Annotated in this window: 17 protein-coding genes; 5 read left to right on the forward strand and 12 right to left on the reverse strand. The window is 63.0% G+C overall.

Annotated elements, in window-relative coordinates:
* Nucleotides 1-62: 62 nt before the first annotated feature.
* The 8 genes from XINFAN_RS00520 to XINFAN_RS00550 form a co-directional block, all read right to left on the reverse strand.
* Nucleotides 63-521, reverse strand: a complete 459-nt coding sequence (locus XINFAN_RS00520) for an ATP-binding protein (RefSeq protein ID WP_124084618.1) — start codon at nt 519-521, stop codon at nt 63-65.
* Nucleotides 521-1,006, reverse strand: a complete 486-nt coding sequence (locus XINFAN_RS00525) for a hypothetical protein (protein ID WP_124084619.1) — start codon at nt 1,004-1,006, stop codon at nt 521-523. The genes XINFAN_RS00520 and XINFAN_RS00525 overlap by 1 nt, the downstream gene beginning before the upstream one ends.
* Nucleotides 1,007-1,016: 10 nt before the next feature.
* A complete protein-coding gene (locus XINFAN_RS00530) occupies nt 1,017-1,226 on the reverse strand; it encodes a helix-turn-helix transcriptional regulator (protein WP_021096360.1) in 210 nt (69 codons plus the stop codon).
* Between the two features lie 168 nt (nt 1,227-1,394).
* The gene (locus tag XINFAN_RS00535) at nt 1,395-2,252 is read right to left on the reverse strand and encodes a hypothetical protein (RefSeq protein WP_124084620.1); all 858 of its coding nucleotides are present in this window, start codon (nt 2,250-2,252) and stop codon (nt 1,395-1,397) included.
* A 61-nt stretch (nt 2,253-2,313) separates the two neighbouring features.
* The gene (locus XINFAN_RS00540) at nt 2,314-3,501 is read right to left on the reverse strand and encodes a hypothetical protein (RefSeq protein WP_124084621.1); all 1,188 of its coding nucleotides are present in this window, start codon (nt 3,499-3,501) and stop codon (nt 2,314-2,316) included.
* Nucleotides 3,502-3,608: 107 nt separating this feature from the next.
* Nucleotides 3,609-3,821, reverse strand: a complete 213-nt coding sequence (locus XINFAN_RS22135) for a hypothetical protein (RefSeq protein ID WP_233352077.1) — start codon at nt 3,819-3,821, stop codon at nt 3,609-3,611.
* Between the two features lie 30 nt (nt 3,822-3,851).
* On the reverse strand, nt 3,852-4,331 hold the full coding sequence (locus XINFAN_RS00545; RefSeq protein WP_233352078.1) for a hypothetical protein: 480 nt from the start codon (nt 4,329-4,331) through the stop codon (nt 3,852-3,854).
* 10 nt (nt 4,332-4,341) lie between these two features.
* A complete protein-coding gene (locus XINFAN_RS00550; RefSeq protein ID WP_012177086.1) occupies nt 4,342-4,668 on the reverse strand; it encodes a helix-turn-helix domain-containing protein in 327 nt (108 codons plus the stop codon).
* 123 nt (nt 4,669-4,791) lie between these two features.
* Between XINFAN_RS00550 and XINFAN_RS00555 the strand changes: the two genes are divergently transcribed.
* The 4 genes from XINFAN_RS00555 (at nt 4,792) to XINFAN_RS00570 (ending at nt 13,755) form a co-directional block, all read left to right on the forward strand.
* Nucleotides 4,792-6,018 carry a metallophosphoesterase family protein gene (locus XINFAN_RS00555; RefSeq protein WP_124084622.1) on the forward strand — a complete coding sequence of 409 codons (1,227 nt, stop codon included), beginning with the start codon at nt 4,792-4,794 and terminating at the stop codon, nt 6,016-6,018.
* On the forward strand, nt 6,018-9,443 hold the full coding sequence (locus XINFAN_RS00560) for an ATP-binding protein (RefSeq protein ID WP_124084623.1): 3,426 nt from the start codon (nt 6,018-6,020) through the stop codon (nt 9,441-9,443). The genes XINFAN_RS00555 and XINFAN_RS00560 overlap by 1 nt, the downstream gene beginning before the upstream one ends.
* Nucleotides 9,444-9,843: 400 nt before the next feature.
* Entirely contained in the window at nt 9,844-13,041 is a 3,198-nt protein-coding gene (locus XINFAN_RS00565; RefSeq protein ID WP_124084624.1) for a hypothetical protein, read from the forward strand.
* Nucleotides 13,042-13,044: 3 nt separating this feature from the next.
* The gene (locus XINFAN_RS00570) at nt 13,045-13,755 is read left to right on the forward strand and encodes a hypothetical protein (protein ID WP_124084625.1); all 711 of its coding nucleotides are present in this window, start codon (nt 13,045-13,047) and stop codon (nt 13,753-13,755) included.
* Nucleotides 13,756-14,035: 280 nt separating this feature from the next.
* On the opposite strand, the gene XINFAN_RS00575 is transcribed toward XINFAN_RS00570, so the two are convergent.
* The 4 genes from XINFAN_RS00575 to XINFAN_RS00590 form a co-directional block, all read right to left on the reverse strand.
* Nucleotides 14,036-14,953, reverse strand: a complete 918-nt coding sequence (locus XINFAN_RS00575) for a nucleotidyl transferase AbiEii/AbiGii toxin family protein (protein ID WP_124084626.1) — start codon at nt 14,951-14,953, stop codon at nt 14,036-14,038.
* The gene (locus XINFAN_RS00580) at nt 14,943-15,764 is read right to left on the reverse strand and encodes a type IV toxin-antitoxin system AbiEi family antitoxin domain-containing protein (protein WP_124084660.1); all 822 of its coding nucleotides are present in this window, start codon (nt 15,762-15,764) and stop codon (nt 14,943-14,945) included. Before XINFAN_RS00580 ends, XINFAN_RS00575 begins: the two co-directional genes overlap by 11 nt.
* 516 nt (nt 15,765-16,280) lie before the next feature.
* Nucleotides 16,281-17,387, reverse strand: a complete 1,107-nt coding sequence (locus XINFAN_RS00585) for a mandelate racemase/muconate lactonizing enzyme family protein (protein ID WP_124084627.1) — start codon at nt 17,385-17,387, stop codon at nt 16,281-16,283.
* Nucleotides 17,388-17,390: 3 nt separating this feature from the next.
* On the reverse strand, nt 17,391-18,485 hold the full coding sequence (locus XINFAN_RS00590; RefSeq protein WP_233352079.1) for an alcohol dehydrogenase family protein: 1,095 nt from the start codon (nt 18,483-18,485) through the stop codon (nt 17,391-17,393).
* A 111-nt stretch (nt 18,486-18,596) separates the two neighbouring features.
* On the opposite strand from XINFAN_RS00590, the gene XINFAN_RS00595 reads away from it, so the two are divergent.
* On the forward strand, nt 18,597-19,526 hold the full coding sequence (locus XINFAN_RS00595) for a LysR substrate-binding domain-containing protein (RefSeq protein ID WP_124084628.1): 930 nt from the start codon (nt 18,597-18,599) through the stop codon (nt 19,524-19,526).
* Nucleotides 19,527-19,535: the final 9 nt, after the last annotated feature.

Consider the following 19,535-nt stretch of genomic DNA (forward strand, 5'->3'; position numbering starts at 1 on the left):
CGTTTCCGCATTCCTGATCTCCTCGTCATTGGAGACCAGCAAACGTCAGATCGTAGCTTCCGTCACTGTCCGATTTCCGGGGAGTAGCTCACACGGATGACCGCCATGCCCTTCCGATCGCGGAGCGCATTCAGCCTATTGATGTACTCGCGCCAGATGGTCAGCGCCTCGGCGTAGCCCTTGCCGAAGCCGGGGCTCTCGATCAACTGCCAGCCGTTGCGCCGACACGCTTCAGCCCAGATCAGCGGCTCCAGCCAGTCCACGCTGTCCACGACGACCGTGGAATAGGCGTGGTCTTCGTCGAGGAGGGCTTCGAGCACCTCCGCGACCTCCGCATAGCTCGTCGCCAGCGGGAAGTGCGGCACCTGCAGCTTGCCGAGACCATCCTCGGTGAGAACGAACACGGGCGCGTCGGCCGACGCGGCGAAGGTGGATTTGCCAATGCCGGCGACGCCATGGATCAGCATGCGCGGCGGGCGCAGAGCCGTCGAGGTCTGCAGGGATGCGAGCGAGATGGCCATCAGCGTACCTCCTCGCCAAGCAGCAGCCGGAACTTCGGCTTGCCGGTGCGGACCGTGCGCGCGGGCTCGAACTCCTGGCGGATGTCCTTCGGCCAGGCGGTGTACTTGCGCTCGGGCACGCTGAACGCGATGTCGACGTACTCGGCGGGATCGGCGCCGTCGGCCCGGATCCGCTCGACCAGACCGGCGAGCATCGCCTGGTCCCAGTCGACGCGCTTGGGCAACTCGGCGACCACGGTGACCGGGCCGTCCTGCAGCCTGACGGTGCCGGTGTCCTTGCCCTCCGCGCGGCGCGCGTCCTGTGCCTCGTCGTCGTACTTCAGCGCGATGGCGCCATCGAGCCAGTCGCAGAGGGTCTTCGCGGAGCGCAGGCGCTCGTCGGCGTCCTGCTTCAGGAGCGCGAGCTGGTCGCCGGGCAGAGCGGCGATCTCGCCGACCGGCATGGTGGGCAGATTGTCGAGGGTGAGGCGGTTGGGGATCGTCATGGTCGCCCCCTCACGCCAGCTTCACGGCGGGCTTGTCGGCCGTGCTCGAGCAGTGCCGGTTGGCCTCGTAGGCCTCGACATCCTCGAGCCGGTACACGACGCGGCCCCCGATCTTGATGAAGGCGGGGCCCTCACCGGTCCAACGCCAGCGCTCAAGCGTGCGCGGGCTGATCTTCCATCGAGCCGCCAGCTCGACCTGGTTGAGATGCGTGACTGACATCGTCGTCTCCTTCGCGATTGGCCGAATGCCTGCGAACGAGACTGGGGTGTGCGAGGAGAGGAGATCGGGAGGGCAGAGGGAGGGGAGACGGGAGGAATGCAGATCGGGGCGCCCGAAAACGAAAAAGGCCGCCCCGAAGGACGGCCTGATCGTCGTGATTTCGTGGCGTCACACCTCGAGCCAGGCGCTGGAGCCGCTCTCCCGGATGACCTCCTGCCACGTGGAGTGCCCGTCGAAGAGATTCTTCAATCGCTTCACCGAAGGCCCGCACTCGGCTTCCTCAAGGATGCGTGCGACGGGCAGCACCGGATCCCCGTCAAGCCTGGCCTCGGCGAGCATGGCGACGGCAATCTTCTGCTTGCCGCCCGTGAATTCGTGCCACCTGCCGTGCACGATCAGCACGCCGCCGTCGCCGGAGACCCAGACAGGCCCCATGTGCGACGGTCCCTTCAGCAGGCGTGCGCTCAGGACTTCCGGGGCGATGGCGAGCCCATCCTCATGATCGACCACATCCGCCAGCGCGACGAACTCATGGCCCCGGATGAAGCGGAAGCGACGCCGATCTGGAGGGTCGAGAAAGAGGACCACACGAAGCCCGTCGGGCGGGCGGCGCGCAACGAACTGGTGGAACCCCTCGAACATGGACGGCGTCGTCAGACCGCGAGCGATCCAGATTCCGACACGCGCCCTGCGCTTCGGCAACCGCGCCGTCCCGAAATCCAACACCGCGCCGTCGAGGTACGGCACCGGGTCTTTTCCGAGCGAGCAGTCGAGCCGGGCGACCAACCGTCGAGCTACGGCCGCCATGTCCAGCGCATAGACCCGGCGGCGTGCGCTCGTACGTTCCTCGTGCCAAGCCGCGTTGCCGAGATGCCCATGTTGCCCCGTGATCGGGTGCGCGATGACGGATGTTGGGGTGTCGTCCAGATCGTCCTCGGCGACGACGGACATGGTGCTGCCGCGCTGCACGAGCAATCCGGCATCCATCAGCTGCTTGCCTGCGCCGCGCTTGTGCGCGAGCGCCATAGCCGAGACCCGCGCGTCGCGGGTCCCGGCTATGGACGACAGCAGTCGGCGGGCGGCGAGATCAATCCTCGAAGAGCTGCAGGTCATCGACCAGGATCGCCCAGCGCCGCAGGTACTTCTCGCCGATCATCTGCTCGGTCGCGGTGCGATCCTTCAGATCGCAGCCATGGGGCCAGGTGATCGTCAGGGCCAGCGTGCGCCGCCTGTCGCCTCCCGGGCGGCGGGCGAGCTTCACGGCGATCTTGGCCCGCGTGACCACATACCTCTCGCTCAGGGGGGTGCGATCCCCGAACCTCTCCTCCGCCTTCGTCCAGATCGTTTCGTCAGCGCGCGCGGGCTTCTCCAGCGTCACCCGGAAATCGCTGTCGTCGATCGGCATCAGCCGCAGCTCGCGCACTTCGACGCCCTCGATCCCGTCCTCCGGATCGACCGGGAAATCGTAGGGCGCCAGCAGCACAGACAGGTCATAGCACCGCAGCGGCAGGCGGTTCTCCTTGAACTCGATGCCGAGGAGGTGCGTGACCGTCGCCTTCACGATCTCGCCCCGCGTCACCTTGTCGTTGGCGATCACCTCGATGCCGCCGGTCGCGGGCTCGTAGGTCACTGCGGCCTCGAACACGGGACGATAGGCCTGCCGCACGAGAGACCCCTTATCGTCGAACCGCCGCAGATCGTCGGGCCGTCCCTCGCGGTAGATCGTCACCTGCACGAGGTCGCACTCGTCGCCCTCATGGGTCGTCCGCACCCGGTCGAAGATGTCGACATGTGCATGGGCGGCGCCCGAGAACTCCTTGATTGCGGAGATGAAGGCGTGACGGGTGACCGTATCGCGCTGCACGACACAGCCGGCATCGGTCATGTAGCCCGCCCACATCCGGCCGCGCCGACGATCCTCGGTGAAGCGGACTTCCTCGGCATGCCGAAAGCGATCCTGCGCGTTGAGGTACATCCAGAGCGACCGCGCGTGCGGATTCGCGAGACCGTCGAGGAAAGCGGGATCCTCGGCCACGCTATAGATCGCGGCCTGCCCCGGCTCATCGGACAGCGCATGGACGCGCTCGGCGTCGTTCGAGATGCGGTCGCGCTGAGCGCGGGACATTTTCTCGATTGCGCCGAGAAGCGGCCTGGACAGCTCGACCTCCGGCACGGTCCAGTCGAACTCGGTAGGAAGACCGATCTCCGGCCGGTCGAAGTAGTCGCGAAGCGCCTCACCCGGCGTTTTGCGAAGAAGGGCAGACAGAGCCGTCACGCTGGTTCTCCTTTGCTCTGACTCCATAGATCGGCTGATCTGCTAATAAGCGTATATCGAGCCAAAGCGGAGTTAATCGAAAAATACGCACTTCCGCAGATTCGCGATCAGCGATCGAACAGCGAGCCCTGCCCACGGGCCGTCGTGATCAGGTTCAGCTTGAGCAACCTGATGCGCGCGGCCTCTTCGGAGACGGCGAACCGCTCCATGACCATCTGGATCAGCTGCGCGGCATGCCCCGTCGAAACGTGGATATCGCCATGCAGCTCACGCGGTCCGCAGTAGTCGGAAACGAGGCAACGGACCGGCGTGGCCGGCATCAGCAGCGCCCCGCTGATGTAACCGGCCTGTCATTCCATCCAGTCCGACTTCGGCGCGTTCAGGATATTGTCGCGCTTGGAAATCGCCTTGTTGGCGTTCAGGCCGCGCTCCAGCATGTCGCCGGTGGCGAACTTCTGCGCGCAGAGGGGCCAATGGAACCTCACGTGACCGAACTCGTGGGTGAGCGTAGTGCGAAAGCGATTCTCGCGCCGGTCGTTGGCCGAAATCCGCTCCGAGATCGAAACCTTGGGCCCCCGGTTGGGAAAGAACTCGGTGACGCCCTCCACATCCTCGCCGTGCTCGGAAAGGTCCGCGTAGCTGTCAAGTTCTGCGTCGTGCATCTCGATGAGCACAGTCAGGTCGTCGGTAGCGACCGGGTAGTCGATCTTTCCATGCCGCTTCAACTGGAAGTCGCGAATCAGTCGCTCGCACTCGTTGTCGAGGTCGCGCTCGTCGTAGAAGGGGCGCTCGGCAAAGCGTCCCGTGTTGTCACGGATCATCTTCACCATGCGAACCTCCTTACTCTTTCAACGTCTTTCTGAAATTGGCGAAGGCCTCGACGACCTTGTCCGGGGTGGACGCATCCGGTCGCAGATCATCCGGTAGCCGGCCTGCGAGTGCGTATAGGTAATCCTCCGGTATGTTCAGGATGCCGGAGAACTGACGGATCAGGTGCCCCGAGCTAGGGCTGCGTCGGTCGTGCTCGATGTCGTTGAGGTACTGCGGGGATATGGACCCGCCGCCCTCTTCCTTCATCACGCGCGCTGCGAGCTCCTTCTGGCTGAGACCGAGTGCCTTGCGGGCCTTCGAAATCGCCTGGCCGAAGGTCACACCGTCCGCAGACATGGCAGGTTCATCACATTTACTCCCGTCAATCCGCTTGTTCGCGGATTTGCGAGTTGTTACTCCTTATCCACAAGGTGATCAACAGCGAAGCAGGATATGACGTTCGGAGCCGGGAGCTAGTAAATGATCAGGATCCTTCACACGGCCGACGTGCACCTCGACTCCCCGTTGAGATCCCTCGCGCTGCGTGACCCCGAGCTGCGAGATCGAGTCCGGACATCGAGCCGCACCGCACTCACCAGGATCGTCGATACCGCAGTTGCCGAGGATGTGGCCACCCTGCTGATTGCAGGCGATCTTTTCGATGGGGCAGAGCGCAGCGCGCGGACTGCCGCCTTCCTGACGCTGCAACTGGAACGCCTGCGCGAACGCGGGATTCGCGTGTTCTATGTCAAGGGCAACCACGACGCTGAGAACCCTCTCACCGGCGAGTTGAGCTTGCCTGACAACGTGCATGTCTTTGACGGCCGCGGCGGCAAGGTGCAGCTCGCAGAGGGCATCTGGATCCACGGCGTCAGCTTCGCCAATCGTCATGCCCCGGAAAGCCTGCTGCCGAAGTTCGCCGCGCCGGTCGAAGGCGCGATCAACATCGCGATGCTGCATACCTCCCTCACGGGTGCAGAGGGCCACGATCCCTACGCACCCTGCACGATCGGTGAACTGACGGCTGCCGGCTTCGACTACTGGGCGCTGGGGCATGTTCACCGGCGGCAGGTCCACTCCAAGGCGCCATGGGTGGTGATGCCCGGAACGCCCCAAGGACGCGATATCGGCGAGCCCGGTCCGAAGTCCGCCACGCTGCTGACCATCGACAAGGCAATCAAGATTGAAGAAGTGCCGACCTCGGTCGTCGAGTTCCTGCACCTCCAGGTCGACGTCACAGATACCGACAGCGACGATGCCCTGCGCGATATGCTGAGGCGGACCCTGCGAGACACGGCGCGAAACCTGGCGTCGGGAAGCGCCGTGATCCGTCTGAAACTGACCGGTCGCACCCGGCGTCGTTGGCAGGTCCTGCGCGATCAGGACGTCTGGAAAGAGACCGCGGCGCAATATGCCCGGGAGACGGGCACGCTTTGGCTGGACAAGGTCGTGTTCGACCTGTCCAACACCGCAGAGCCCGGGCACAGCGCCACGGACGAGTTGGCTGGGATCATGAAGACCATCCGCGAGGAACCCGGGTTTTCCGAGACCTGCCGTGCTGAGATTGAAAGCATTCTGCAGGAGTTGGCGCCGCAACGACGTGCCGAGCTGTTGCCTGACGAAGCGGCAATGGACCAGCTTGCGCGGCGTCTCGCAGAAGCCGGCGCAGATCGGATCCTTGCGCGAATGAAGGGAGCCACGCCCTGATGCGGATCGAACGGCTCTCTCTCGACTTTTTTGGTCACTTCGCGGGCAAGGTCCTGGATTTTGGGAAAGCCGGTCAGGCTTCGGATTTCCATGTGATCTACGGCTTGAACGAAGCCGGAAAAACCACAGTAATGGAAGCCTATCTGCGTCTTCTTTACGGCTTCCCCAATCGGGAGCCCTACGGGTTTCAGCACCAGCGACAGAACCTTCGGATCTCCGGTCTGCTCGACATCGGAGGCGAAACCCGCCTGTTTACGCGACTGCCGACCCGCAGTGGCAATCTCAGGGGAGAGGCCGACAAGACCATACCCGAGACCGCGATCGCCTCTCACCTCGGCGGGCTGTCGCTCGACGACTACCGCAGCCTGCTTTGTCTCGACGACGACACCATCGAGAAGGGTGGCGAAGACATCGCCAGCGCGCGAGGCGATATCGGCCGTTTGCTGTTCTCCGCGGCTGCCGGTGTCGCGGACCTCAATGCAGTTCTGGAACAGGCGCGGGCCGAGGCAACCGGCCTTTACAAGAAGCGCGCCAGCACCACGCGCGTCGCGGAACTGAAGCGCGAGTTGAGTGAGGTCGAGACCAACATCCGCACCCTCGATGTCAGCGCCAACGCGTGGCGAAAGCTGAAGGATGCGCTTCAGGCCGCCAGGGACGAAGAGATTCAGTCTCGGCAGGCACGGGACGAGCTTCGCGCCGAACAGGCGCAGATTGCCGCGCTGCGCCGGGCCCTGCCCAATCTGGGCGAGCTTGACCGCCTCACGGACGAGATCGCCGACTGCGCCGACTATCCCGAGCGGATAGACATCAATCCCGAAGATCTTGTCACGATGAGGACCGACCGGGGACAGGCGGATGCCGAGTTGCGGCGGCGGCTCGAGGAACTTGACGAGGCGGAAAAGGCGCGCGCCGCGCTCGTCATAGACGCGGACCGCCTAGCCCTCGCCAAGCAGTTGGACGATCTGGACGAACTGCGTGGCCGGATGCAAACGGCGGTGCTGGACGTTCCCAGACGCGAACGGGCCCATGAGGAGGCTCGTTCGGACATGGCACGCATCGCTCAGGATCTGGGGGCACCCGAAGATTGCGATGTCACTGCACTTGTTACGTCTCCGGGAGAAATTTCCATCCTTGAAGACCTGCGTGACAAGATGCGAGACGCCGCCGCGGCTTGGGAGACTGAGCAATGTGAGACCGCGGGCTTACAGACCCGAATCGAGCAGGCCCGGAAGGCACATCAATCATTGCTGGAAGCTCCGCCGCAGATGGGTTTGGTGGATCTGCTCAAGCGGTTCGACGCCGATGCCCTGGCACCAGCAGTCGCCACGGCGACACAAGCTATCGCGTCTGCCGACACGGCCCTGGAGCAGGCGCTCGACGCGCTTTCCATCGGTGCATGCACCTTCAGCGCCCTCCTGGTCTGCCCGGTCGATCCATCGACAGCAGCAGATACTGCCCAACACCATGCCGATCTGGCGGAGAAGCTCGGACGCTTTGACGACAGGTTGGAGCGTTTGGACGAGGACATCGCCGCCGTGAAGACGAAAACCACCCGGCTCTCGGAAGACGCAAGAATTGCCAGTGACGAAGAGGAACAGGAGGCCCGGGCTCGGCGTGACGCCCTGTGGCAAGCGCATCGCGAGACACTGACTTCCGAGAGCGCCGACAGCTTTGCGCCGGCGATGAAAACGGTGGACGACATCAACGCTGCGCGTCTCGCCCACGCCAGAGAACTCGGCGAACTGCGAAAGCTCCTGCAGGATCTGGCGGACGCGGAAGCACGCGCGACGACGACCCGGGGACAGCGCGATGGGCTCGCCGAGCAGGTACGAGAGCTCGAGAGCCAAGTCCACGGTCTATGTTCGCAGATCGGGCTTCCAGCGCTTTCCCCTTCGGCTTTTTCGGACTGGGTTGCGCTCTACGGCAAAGCCATAACCGCTGAGCGGCAACGGAACCGGCTTGCCGAACGCCACCGGGAGACGCTGGATCGGGCGGAGCGGCTTCGTAAGGCGCTCACGCCCCTCGTCGCGTTGGAGACCCCGACATTGGATGCAGCGTTGCTCGCCGCGCGGCGTCTTGCCGAAACCGAACGGCGCTACCAGGACGAGGTGCGGGCAGCCTCAGACAAGACCGCCGCCCTAGAGGAGGATCTCGAACGCCGGCAAGACGAGCAAGGAGTCCTTAAGGACGCCGCAGAGAGGACTGCTGCGGCCTGGAAAGCAAAGGTACATGAGCTTTTCGGCGAGACGCTTTCACCCGGCCAACTTGCCGCAGCTCTCGGGCAGCTGCGTGAAATACGCGAACATAACGAAAAGCGACGACAAGCCGAGCGCCAGGTTAACACGATGCAGGATGATCAGCGCCGGTTCACGGAAGCCTCTGGCGCCCTTGGTGCACGTTTCGGCATCGGGGAGACTGACCCTCTCGACACGTTCCGCCGCCTGCGGGAGCTCGCAGAACAAGCGCAGGTTGACAAGTCACAGCACGAGGAGCTCGGCACTAGGCTTGAAGACGGTGCAACTCGGCGAACGGAAATCGAGGCGAAGCTCGAAGACATCGACAGAAAAGTGGTGGAACTTGGCGCGGTATTCCCGGAGACGGTGGATACCAGCACTATTGACGCCCTGCGGACCGCTGTGGGCAAGGGCCTCGACGTCATCGCAAGAAGAGAACGGGTCGCCGAACTCGAACGGCAGATCCTTGACGACCTCTCGCTGCGGAGGCTCGAGGGAGCCCGCCAATTACTTGCCGATGAAACTGCTACAACACTCGAGCCAAAGGCGCACTTGCTAGAGACCGATCTCAACGTCGCAGAAGAGCGAATGTCCACCTCGACCGTGGCGCGGGCGAATGCTGAACGGGACCTCGGCAATGTCACCGGCGGCGCAGAGATCGCCGAACTGGTTGAGCGGCGCGCCACGCTGCAGATACAGATTGAAGAGGCGGTTCTTGACTACCTGGAGTGGGACTTCGGTCTGCGCCTCGCCGAAGACGCCATCCACCGCTATCGCGACAGGCATCGGAGCGACATGATGGCAGCCACTGAGCGTGCATTTGCGGAGCTCACGAATGGCGCCTACCAGAAGCTGCTGACACAACCGGACGGTGCGGCTGAAATCTTGTTGGCGGTCGATGCGAGCGGCACCCCCAAGCGGATCGGCGACATGTCGAAGGGAACTAGGTTCCAACTCTATCTGGCGCTGCGCGCCGCGGCCTACGAACAAATGGTAGCACAGGGGGTTCGGCTACCCTTCTTCTGTGACGACGTTTTCGAGACCTTTGATGAGGATCGGACGCGCGCAGCGTGCCGCTTGATGGAACGGATCGGTAGAAGTGGCCAAGCACTCTACCTGACGCATCACCGTCACGTCGTCGAAATCGCGAAGAAGGTGTGTGATGCACAGCCAGTCATTCATGAGATCTAAGGTGATAGTGAATTCTCACGACCCCAAAAATTGTCCACTGCGCGATATTGTGCGGCGAGTGAGCCAGTCAATCGCCTCAAGACCGACGCTCACTGTCGGGTCGAAGCGGTCGACGGATAAAGTTGACGCTCGCCATTGCCTAAAACAACGCTCGAGATGGGCAAGCTACAGACTTTCTGAGCGAAACGCAGGGTCCCGCTGCTGCAAGCCTTTCTCGACCAATGCTGCGGCTCAGATCAACGACAGCTCGGGTAACGCGCAACTTGTCCAGATGTCGATTTCCTCAACAAGGAACGGCCTTGGCTCAAATAAAATGACGGAGATTGCATTTTTCATGATTCCCGATTTCCTTGTCGAGAGCCCCGTGGTGCAATCGACGACTTGAATGGATGAACGAATAATGAACGAGATTGTTGACGGGCTGCAAATTCTGGCTCCTGACGCTCTTCCGATCCTCGCGGAACTTGATTCCCGCGATGCCAGCGTTTGGCTGATGCCGTCGTTTGCAGAGGCGGCAGGCCCAGAAGCGACCGCGAGGGTGTTGGGCTTGCCCTGGGAATTCGTCCTGAGCGAGACCGCATCGGATGACCTGCTCAAGACTGTTGATGCTTTGGACAGCGCAATCGAGTCACCGCTCGTTCGCCGGCGGGGGCTGGTGCACGTCATCGATGTCCCACCTTCAAACACCGTGCTGCCGCCCCGGAGCCTTCCAATCTTTCTGCTCAACGGCCGCACCGGGGCCGACAAGGCAGGGCTCGCCGCTCGTGCACGCCGGATGGAAATGATCATGGAGTTGCAGCAGCGCGGGGTCCGGAACCTCGTGGTGCTCGGCGGACCCGATCTGACGCTGCCCGTTGAACTGGGGCAACTCTGGCAGGACGGATTCCAGTGCGGCCTGACGATCGTCAGCGATGATCCCGAGGCTCGGCAAAAGATCACTGAATGGCGTGCCGACGCAGGGGCGCGGCGGGTAACGCTGCTGCCTGCCCCCGCGGCGCTGCTGTCGGAAGCCCTGCATAGGCGTTATACGGAGCGCGCAGACGACCGGCTCATCATCCGCGTCCGGGACGCACAAGGGAACCGGCACCGGGTCGACCTGTCAGGACGCGATGATCCCGAGCATCCGCTACTGGGCAATTACGAACTTCTCTCTGAGGCTCATCTGGAATACGTGACGCCGGAGGGGTTGAGCTCGGAGGAAATCAACGGGTTCTTCCGGGATCCGTCGGCCTCATGGCGACCCTACGCAGCGCAAATGCCGTGGTCTCGGGACGACCGCGCCCGGAACATTTTAACAAAGGCGCTGCGGGACCTCGACCGTAACGGACCGGAGGCCAGCCGGATGTTCTACATCCGGGCGGAATCCGGAGCAGGGGCGACCACGTTCATCCGCGACCTTGCCTTCGGGGCCGCCATGGACGGGTATCCGACGCTAATAGCTACCCAAGCTCCCTTTACCCCCAGCGGGCGCGGAGTAGCGAATTTCATCACCTCCTGCTTGAACGGCATCGCTTCAGCCGAAATCGGGAAGGGTTTGCGCCAGTACGAGGCACCTTGGCTGATCGTGTTCGATCGGTCGCAGTGGGAGGGACGCGAAGGGGATATCGCCACTTTTGCCAGGCAGATCACGGAGGCTGGGCGTCGAATCTGCATCGTCTTCGTCACCGATGCGCTGCTACCAGTCGCCATCTACGCCGAGAAGCGTCTGGAAAATCTGTGCGATCTATCTCACGAGATCTCGCAGGACGCGGCGATGGACTTGGGCCGGCACCTGAACCGGTTCCTTAGACCACTGGGCACCGCGCGCGATGCCCACGAATGGCAGGCATTCTTCAACCACTCACTCGTCGGCCCCGCGGCAGGCCGCTCGGTATTCTGGATCGCGCTGGCATTCTGGCTGCAACGGCAAATTGACCTTGCCGAAACGGTACAGGGCTGGCTTTACGAACAGTTCCGGCAGAAAGTTGCTGATCCGGTGGTGCGGCGCGCGATAGTCGACATCGCCGCCATGAGCACGGTGCGCCAGCTTCTGCCCGAGACACTGTTGCCGCGGTCCGAAGACTTTCCGACCCGAGACAAGCTCTCTGATCTGCAATCGACCGTCGGGGCCTTGGGCGTCGTGCGCCAGCGCTTTGACACGGTAAGCCACTGGGCGATGATCCACGACCAACTGGGACGATTCCTTCTGACCGGGCTGTTTTACGATGCTGCCGCTCGCGATTCGGTCGGGCTGACGGAGGCGCAGAATCCCGATCACCTACGGCTAATGGTTCTCGCGCGGATCGCCTCCAATCCGATGATCGCACACCCGGATCTGGTGGAACTGGCCGAAACCTTCGCCACCAGCATCTTCAAGATCGACCCCGGACAAGGCCGCAGCGAGTTCGCCCTCTACTGGCGCGAAGCGCTGGGAGCTCTGGACGCGATGCCGAAAGCATTTCGGATGACCAGCCGGACGTTTCTTCACCATGGTTCGATATCGCGGCGGCGCATCGCGAAGGACGACGTCATGTTCCCGATCACCGATGACGAGCGCGCCGATTTGCTACGGCGCGCTACCGGGGATATCGAAGCCGCGCTTGACCTTGAGTACGACCCCGGGGGCGAGCCCGACCTGAACCTCTATAATTCGCTCGCTCATGCCTATCACGACCTCGCCGAGGTGGAGGCGCGTCGCGGAATGCCGGCCGAACAGGTGGCGGCCCTGCGCGCCAAGGCAAACAAGGCGACCTATAGTGCCTACAGGCTGAACCCTGACAATTCCTACGTTCTGGAAGTCTATGCGCGCGACCGGCTCATAGGGGCTAATGAGGATCCCGACGGCGCGGCAAGTGTCGCGCTAGAGGTTCTGGGGATCGTCTACGGGGCCATGCAGCGAGAGACCGCAGAGTTGCGGCGAAATGCGCTGTCGCGCCTCGCCGACAAGGCGTTCGAACTGCTGCTTCGGTCAGCCGGGGCGGTGCATGACACCGAGCCCTCATCTGAAGGCGAGGCAATCCAGCAAGCACTGTCTGCCTTGGGCGAAGGGATAACCGGGCGTGAGGGCATGTCGCTGGATGACTTCCCCCGCGCGAACCGGATCGACGCGGCCGCTCGGCTAGGGCATCCACTGTTGCGGTCCAACGCACAGGCGGTCCGACTGCGCTACATCTTGGCGTGTATGGATCACCCGAAGGATTTCGCCCTGCAACTTGAGTTGCTCGAAACCCTTGATGGCAACCGGGCGATCCTGTCGCCACAACTAGAGCTGGAATTGGCGATTCTCATGCATCAGAGAAACCGCCATCACGAGGCATCGCGGCGGTTTGGGAAACTGCGCCAGCTCTGGGCGCGAGGGGAACACTACGTAGAAGTTCCGGACCGTCTCCGCTGGTTGATCGACGAGAGCACAGGGAATAGACGGCAGGTCCGCGCCCGCATCGCCTCGGGCGGAGACGGAGCACGACTTCATGCCAGGGTCCAAGAACTTCAGAACGATCGGGTCCCGTTTCGTATAGCCGAATTTGATGGCCCCCAACTGCGGCCTGGCACTAGTATCAGCGGCCTCATCTCTTTCGGCCATAACGGTCCGCTACTGCGGCCGCTGACGGCAGGTTGAGCGTTGATCGGACTCGTCGAGAGATACGCCAATGGAAAGGGCTGGAACGTCGGCAAGGCCAATGTCCTTGTCGAGGGGACGAGCGATGTCCGCTACCTGCGCCTCGCCCGAGACCTTTGGCAACGCGAGAGCAATCATGATCTCTTCGACTCCGGATTTTCCGTTTTTGAGGCAGGTCTGAAGGATGATGGCGGCGTTCAAGGGGTAGTGCGAGAATTGCAGGCGCTGCGGCAGATGGCATTCCAGGACGCAGCAAGCCTGATGACGGAACGAAAGTTCGTGGGGTTGTTTGACAACGACCACGCGGGCCGCAAGCACACTCGTATGCTTTGCGAGATGGATTTCCGAGTGAAGCACTACCGGGACGTGTTCCTCCTGCATCCGACCATGCCGGCTTCGAACGGCGTCCTGGGCCCTGAGCTGCAGCGCCGGGCTGAGGCGCAGAACGGTAGTTGCGCAGGGCTGGATTGGGAGATCGAGGATTACCTACCTGAAGATCTGATCCAAGGGTTCTGCAATTCGAATCCCGGCGCGCTCATCCGCGAGCAGCAGATGGCGGGCCGCGTCCATCGCGAGTTCAGCAGGGAAGGTAAGGGACGATTGCAGAGGTATGTCGCAGAGGAGGCACTCGTCGAGGACATGATCGAGCTCATACGTTTGATCTGCGCACTGCGCGACTACCTAGGGCTCGAGCACGAATCCATGCGACCTTAGAGTTTCGAAGCGATATGAAGGGCTTCGGTCCCTCTTGCTTCCACAGTGCTTCCACGGGAGTTGGAAACGCAAACGCCGCCCCGGCGGGCGGAGCGGAAGCGTTTGGAAACACGTAATTTTTTGGTTGCGGGGGCGTGCAACCAACGATACTTGCGATTGGTCGAACGCCAAATCCCCAAACTCGCTGCTTAACGTAACCCATTATCGTGTCTTGGGAAACCCTGTTTTCGAAGCACGAACACCTCGCATCTACCAGCAGGGGCCTTCCAGTCCCCAAAGACTAACTGAACAGCGCTTCCAGCGATGATCGGTGCTCCGCATGCTTGGCCGGGTTATCCTTCTTCAGCTTCTCCAGATTGATCAGCTTCCAACGAACCGCAGGCAGGTCGGCCGCCTGCGGCCTCTCGATAGCGTCGAAGGCAGACGCACCATCATGCAGGCCCAGGAGAAACGTTCTGGCCTTTTCGTCCAGGCGAGACCTGATGTCCGCGACCAGCCGCTCGCGGGTTGCGAGAAGGTCGTCGAGGCTGACACGTGCCTTCGTCATGCCTTCGAACTCTTTCGTATAGGGCTGGTCCAGGTCGATGAAGTTCGGGTTCAGAAGTTCATGCGCCGGACGGGATGAGCAGGCGATGTAGATCAGGAAGGTCCGGAACAGATCCTCTGTCAGGCCTTCATTTTCATAGAGCAGCTTGATGTCATAGAGGTCACGCGGATGCTGGCGGTCCACTGCCGCATGCAACTTGCCCCCAAACAGGTCCTCGAAGGACACGACCTGCATCTCTGCATAACCGAATTCATCCTCCACCGCATCCGACACCGGGCGCATCTCAGGATCGTGGACGACACCACGCATGACCGGCGAGGTCTCGATCTTGATCTCGGCGCCACCCAGACGAACGAGAACGCGAGTGGCGCCGCCCCCACCGCCCTGGATGCGCTGGGTCTTTGCGCCGGCTATGTTGCCTTCGATCGCGGCCGCCATACGATCCATCGCCTCATTGATCTCGGCCAAGCTTTCGCGGCGGTCCTTGATGGGCAGGTATGTCAAATCGATGTCGACCGACAGGCGAGGCAGATCACGATAGAACAGGTTGATCGCCGTACCGCCTTTGAGCGCGAACACCTTTTCTTTCGCTACATGCGGGAGCAGGCGCACGAGCAGCGTCACCTGGGCTTCATAATCCTCACGCGCCATCGCCGACCCCGGTCACAACGAATTCCTCCGGCACCACGATGCGGTAGCGCGGGTGTATCCTGCCGCCCTTGACCAAAGCACGGTCGCCGCGGCCGAGGTTGAATTCCCCGGAATCAAGACGTTTGCGCCAGGGATGATCGTGACGATCGGCAAAAACGAAGAACAGCCGCTTCACCTTGATCTTCCGGCAACTGTGCAGCAGCGCCGACAGCATCTTTGGGCGAAGAGTCGTCAGACTCTCGAACACCATGTCGAGGTTGTGGAAGCTCTCGTCGTCGGGCAGCTCGTCCATGGCTTCCAGGATCGCCCGTTCGGGAGGCGACATCCTGAGTTGCCAATCCCAGTGAAGGGTTTGCCCTGCATTCGTGCTGTCATCGGGAAGACCAAGCTGCGGATCGTCAAAGAGGGACCTGTTGCGCGTCTCGATCGGCGCGTTCAGCGGCAACCTCGAAAGCCAGTTCGGTATGGCGTCCCCATAGGCCCATACCGGGGCATTGCCACCCAGACGCAGATAGTGGCCGTGCCCCTGCTGGGCGAGTGCCGTCATGCCGCCAACATGGACATCGTAGCGCATGATGTGCTGGACTGAGAGCAGGCAGATCTTCCAGTCGATCATATCAGACGCAGAAGCGCCCGGAGACGGGCGACGGAAAACGCCCCGGGTCAGACGCTCGAGCCAGCCGCGCTTGACGTAGTCACGAAAGGTCTCGTAGGCGATGCCATGCGCCGTGAGCCATGCCGCATCGACTAGATACCCAGAGGGCACTGCATCAAGGACCTTCTTCAGGTTTTGCGTTCGTTCGGCCACCATGACGCCCATAATGGCACTTTTCCAAAGCGCGCGCCATATGTCTCTTTAAGAAATGCCCAGATCCAGTGCTCCAAGCACTCTAACCAGGGATTTTTCAAGGAAAGTTCAGAGCGCACGGCAGCCCCCGCAGGCGGGGACATTTCGAGCCAGATCGAAAAGATCTGGCACATCTTCCCCGGCATGTCGATCAGATCGACACATGTCGTCGGCCCGCCGACTGCATGACCAAAGCCAAGGATACGCAGTGTAGCGCGATGTATAACGCTCGCGGCCCTTAGCGGACTGTCTGGCATTGTCGGTGCTGCGTCGCGGCGTTCCCCAGGGCAGCCGTTCGACAAACGCCTGATCAACATTCGCGACATCATGTCGCCGATGCGGTCCCGTGCGATCGCTCCACTTCGTCGTCGCTGGTGAAGGCCGCGTGATTCGGGGTAGGATGCACGAAGGTTAGAGGGACCATCAAGCTTCCCCGCACCGCATTCGAGGTACTCGCCTCGGCCATGGGGGCAGGAGCGGTCACTTGACCGACAGTACCGGGTCGCCGAACAGGCCCTCTTCCGGCACGACGCCCAACCCCGGCCCCTCGTTCAGGCGGATATGGCCGTCGCGCACCTGCGGGCTGTTCTTCCGGTCATAGGCCCCGTCGATGTAAGGCGCGGCGATCCAGGTGCCCTCGAACAGCCGGGGCGAGACGGTCGCGCCGATATGCGTGCAGGCGGCGGCGATGATGTCGCCACCCCAGCTGTCGTCGCAGGTGTGCGGCAGGCTGCGCGCCTCGCAGATGTCGCGGAGCGTGGCCATGGGCTGCAATCCCCCCGCGCGGGTCATCTTCAGCCCGAAGCCGTCACACAGCCCCTGCCCCACGGCGCGCAATACGGTGGAGGTGTCGACCATGTTCTCGTCCAGATAGACCGCATGATGCAGCTGGCCCCGGATCGCGACGATCTCTTCCAGCGTGTTGCAGGGCTGCTCCAGGATCACCGGCACGTCGAGGCATTCGCGGCTGATCCGCAGCGCATCGCGGGTGGGCAGGCCGCGGTTGGCATCGGCGGCCAGCCTCGTGCCGCGAGAGCGCACCGCCTCCCAGGTCTTGCGGATCACCGCCACATCCATTTCGGCCGGACGCCCGCCGATCTTCAGCTGCAGGCGCGGATAGCCCTGCGCGGCTTTGTCGGCGGCAAAGCGGGCGATCTCGTCCGGGTCGCCCACATTCGTGGCGTAATAGGAGGGGACGTTCTCGGTCACCGCCCCGCCCAGCAGATCCGCCACCCTCACCCCAAGATGCTTGCCCAGAAGGTCATGTGCCGCGATGTCGATGGCGGCCTTGGCATGGGAGTGCCCGTTCAGCAGCCCATCCATCCGCCGCCGCAGCGCCACCGGGAAGACGCTTGCCCCAATCAACCCCGACGCCATCTCGGCCAGCGCCGCGCGGTTTCCTCCCGAATGCTGCGCCTCGTAAACCGGACCGACCGGGCAGACCTCACCCCAGCCGAACAGCCCGTTGTCGGCCACCAGCTTCACCAGGGTGGTGTCCAGCGCCCAGACGGTCGAATGGCCCATGACATAGGGACCATTCTTCACCGGCAGTACATGGGCGTAGATGTGGATCTCCTTGATCTTCATGGCTTACCCCTGCGGAACCAGAAGGACAATCTTGCCGGCGGTGGATTTCGACAGGAATTCTTTTTGCGCCTCGACGATCTGCTCCAGCGGGAAGGTTGCGCCGACATTGGGCCGGATCTCGCCGCGCTCTATATAGGAGACGAGGTTCTCGAAGACCTCGTCCTCGTAGAAGGTGCAGCCGAAGAAGGTCAGATCCTTCAGATAGAGGTTGCGCACATCCAGCTCCACGATTGGCCCGGCGATGGCGCCTGCGATGGCATAGCGGCCGCCACGCTTCAGCACTTCGGGCAGCTCGGGGAAACCCGGGCCAGCGGTGATGTCGATCACCACATCCACGCTGTCGGCGCCCAAAGCCGCGACCAGACTGTCGCCGCGCGAAATCACGCGGCTGGCCCCCAGAGCCAGCACCTGATCCGCCTTCGCCGCCCCGGCCAATGCGATCACCTTGGCGCCTCGCCGTTTCGCCAGTTGCACCGCGGCCGAGCCGACCCCACCCGAGGCGCCGGTGACCAGCACCACCTCCCCCGCTTTAACGCCCGCCCGATGCACCAGCCCCTCGGCGGTGGCATAGGCGCAGGGGATGGAGGCGAGCTCGGCATCGGTCCAGTCGCACTCCACCGCATAGGTCTCGGCCGAGGGCGCCTTGGCATATTGCGCGAAGCCGCCGTCGCATTCCGATCCGAAGGTCCAGCATTCAAAGGGCCGGAAGTCCACCGGCGTTCGCAGCAGGTTGCGCACGATCACCCGCTGCCCGACCCGCCCGGGGTCCTCGCCCTCGCCGACCCCCACGATATACCCACAGCAATCCGCCCCCTGGATGCGCGGGAAATGCAGCGCCTCGCCCGTCCAGCTGGCATCGTCATCCTCAGGCGTGCCGCCCTCTGCGGTGCTTTCGCGCACCGCCTTGGAGTACCAGCCAATGCGGGTGTTGATGTCGGTGTTGTTGATGGCGGAAGCCGCGACGCGGATCAGCACTTCGCCCGCGCCGGGCTGCGGCACGGGCAGGTCGGTGCGGAACTCAAGCTTGTCGAACCCGCCATGGCCGGTCAGGACGACGCCCGACATGGTGCTGGGCAAGGTGGCGGGCGGGGTGGTCATGACGGCTTCTCCTGATCTCTCCGGCAGATCAGCGCAGAATTGCATCCCACCGACAACTCGCCTAAATTTCGAAGCTGAATTGATCCCATATCAACCCTTTGCGGATACGACATGGCACGACCCTATTACGACCTCCCTTCGCTGACCGCCCTGTCGGTCTTCGAAGTCACCGCCCGCCATTCCAGCCTCAAAGCCGCGACGGCCGAGCTGAACGTGACCTCGGGGGCCATCAGCCGCCAGATCAAGGCCTTGGAGGCCGAGCTGGGCGTGCCTCTGTTCCTGCGCACCGGGCGTGGCGTTACCCTGACCCCGGCGGGAGAGGAGCTTTACGCCACGCTGGCCGCCGGGTTCTCGCGCTTCGCCGATGTGACCCGCAACCTCAAGCAGGGCTGCAACTGCCGCAACGTGACCATCGCCAGCACCGACACCACCGCCTCGATGTGGCTGGTGCCCCGCATGCCGGACTTCTGGCAGCGCCACCCCGACATCATGATCGACCACCAGTTGGTTGAGAACAGTGTGACCTTCCGCCCCGAGGTGCTGGACCTGCGCATCCGCCACGGCTTGGGCGGTTGGCTGAACGAGGTGGCGGAGCCGTTGTTCGACGAATGGCTCTACCCTGTCTGCAGCCCGGATTTCGCGCAGCGCCATGCCGGGGCACAGGTCGGTGACCTGCTGGACCTGCCCCTCATCGACATCGACTGGGTCGCTCCGGACTGGGTGACCTGGGTCGAGGCGCTGCTGCAAGGCGGTGTCCGCGACCACGCGCGCCAGTCGCGGCGGTTCGGCAAGTTCAGCCTGGCCCTGCAGGCCGCCACAGCTGGCCAAGGCGTGGTCCTCGGCTGGCACCGCATGGTGGCGCCGATGGTCGAACGGGGTGAATTGGTGCGGCTGACCGATCTGATCTTCCCCGCGCCGGGCCGCTACTGGCTGACACGAAGCCAGTCGAGACCGCTTTCCCCGGCCGCCGAAGCGCTGCATGGCTGGATCCTGGAACAGGCGGCGGTGGAGCGGAGCCGCGGAAGCTGGGTAGGGTCATGAGCGCGAGGC

Source organism: Pseudogemmobacter humi, assembly GCF_900609055.1.
GTDB classification, from domain to species: Bacteria; Pseudomonadota; Alphaproteobacteria; order Rhodobacterales; family Rhodobacteraceae; genus Pseudogemmobacter; species Pseudogemmobacter humi.

Bases quoted from the DNA above. Each gene is read 5' to 3' on its own strand.
- XINFAN_RS00565 (WP_124084624.1), top strand. From the start codon at position 9,844: ATGAACGAGATTGTTGACGGGCTGCAAATTCTGGCTCCTGACGCTCTT.
- XINFAN_RS00530 (WP_021096360.1), bottom strand. From the start codon at position 1,226: ATGTCAGTCACGCATCTCAACCAGGTCGAGCTGGCGGCTCGATGGAAG.
- XINFAN_RS00525 (WP_124084619.1), bottom strand. From the start codon at position 1,006: ATGACGATCCCCAACCGCCTCACCCTCGACAATCTGCCCACCATGCCG.
- XINFAN_RS00590 (WP_233352079.1), bottom strand. From the start codon at position 18,485: ATGACCACCCCGCCCGCCACCTTGCCCAGCACCATGTCGGGCGTCGTC.
- XINFAN_RS00550 (WP_012177086.1), bottom strand. From the start codon at position 4,668: ATGTCTGCGGACGGTGTGACCTTCGGCCAGGCGATTTCGAAGGCCCGC.
- XINFAN_RS00585 (WP_124084627.1), bottom strand. From the start codon at position 17,387: ATGAAGATCAAGGAGATCCACATCTACGCCCATGTACTGCCGGTGAAG.
- XINFAN_RS00575 (WP_124084626.1), bottom strand. From the start codon at position 14,953: ATGGCGCGTGAGGATTATGAAGCCCAGGTGACGCTGCTCGTGCGCCTG.
- XINFAN_RS00545 (WP_233352078.1), bottom strand. From the start codon at position 4,331: ATGGTGAAGATGATCCGTGACAACACGGGACGCTTTGCCGAGCGCCCC.
- XINFAN_RS00560 (WP_124084623.1), top strand. From the start codon at position 6,018: ATGCGGATCGAACGGCTCTCTCTCGACTTTTTTGGTCACTTCGCGGGC.
- XINFAN_RS00535 (WP_124084620.1), bottom strand. From the start codon at position 2,252: ATGGCGCTCGCGCACAAGCGCGGCGCAGGCAAGCAGCTGATGGATGCC.
- XINFAN_RS00595 (WP_124084628.1), top strand. From the start codon at position 18,597: ATGGCACGACCCTATTACGACCTCCCTTCGCTGACCGCCCTGTCGGTC.
- XINFAN_RS22135 (WP_233352077.1), bottom strand. From the start codon at position 3,821: ATGCCGGCCACGCCGGTCCGTTGCCTCGTTTCCGACTACTGCGGACCG.
- XINFAN_RS00520 (WP_124084618.1), bottom strand. From the start codon at position 521: ATGGCCATCTCGCTCGCATCCCTGCAGACCTCGACGGCTCTGCGCCCG.
- XINFAN_RS00555 (WP_124084622.1), top strand. From the start codon at position 4,792: ATGATCAGGATCCTTCACACGGCCGACGTGCACCTCGACTCCCCGTTG.
- XINFAN_RS00580 (WP_124084660.1), bottom strand. From the start codon at position 15,764: ATGGTGGCCGAACGAACGCAAAACCTGAAGAAGGTCCTTGATGCAGTG.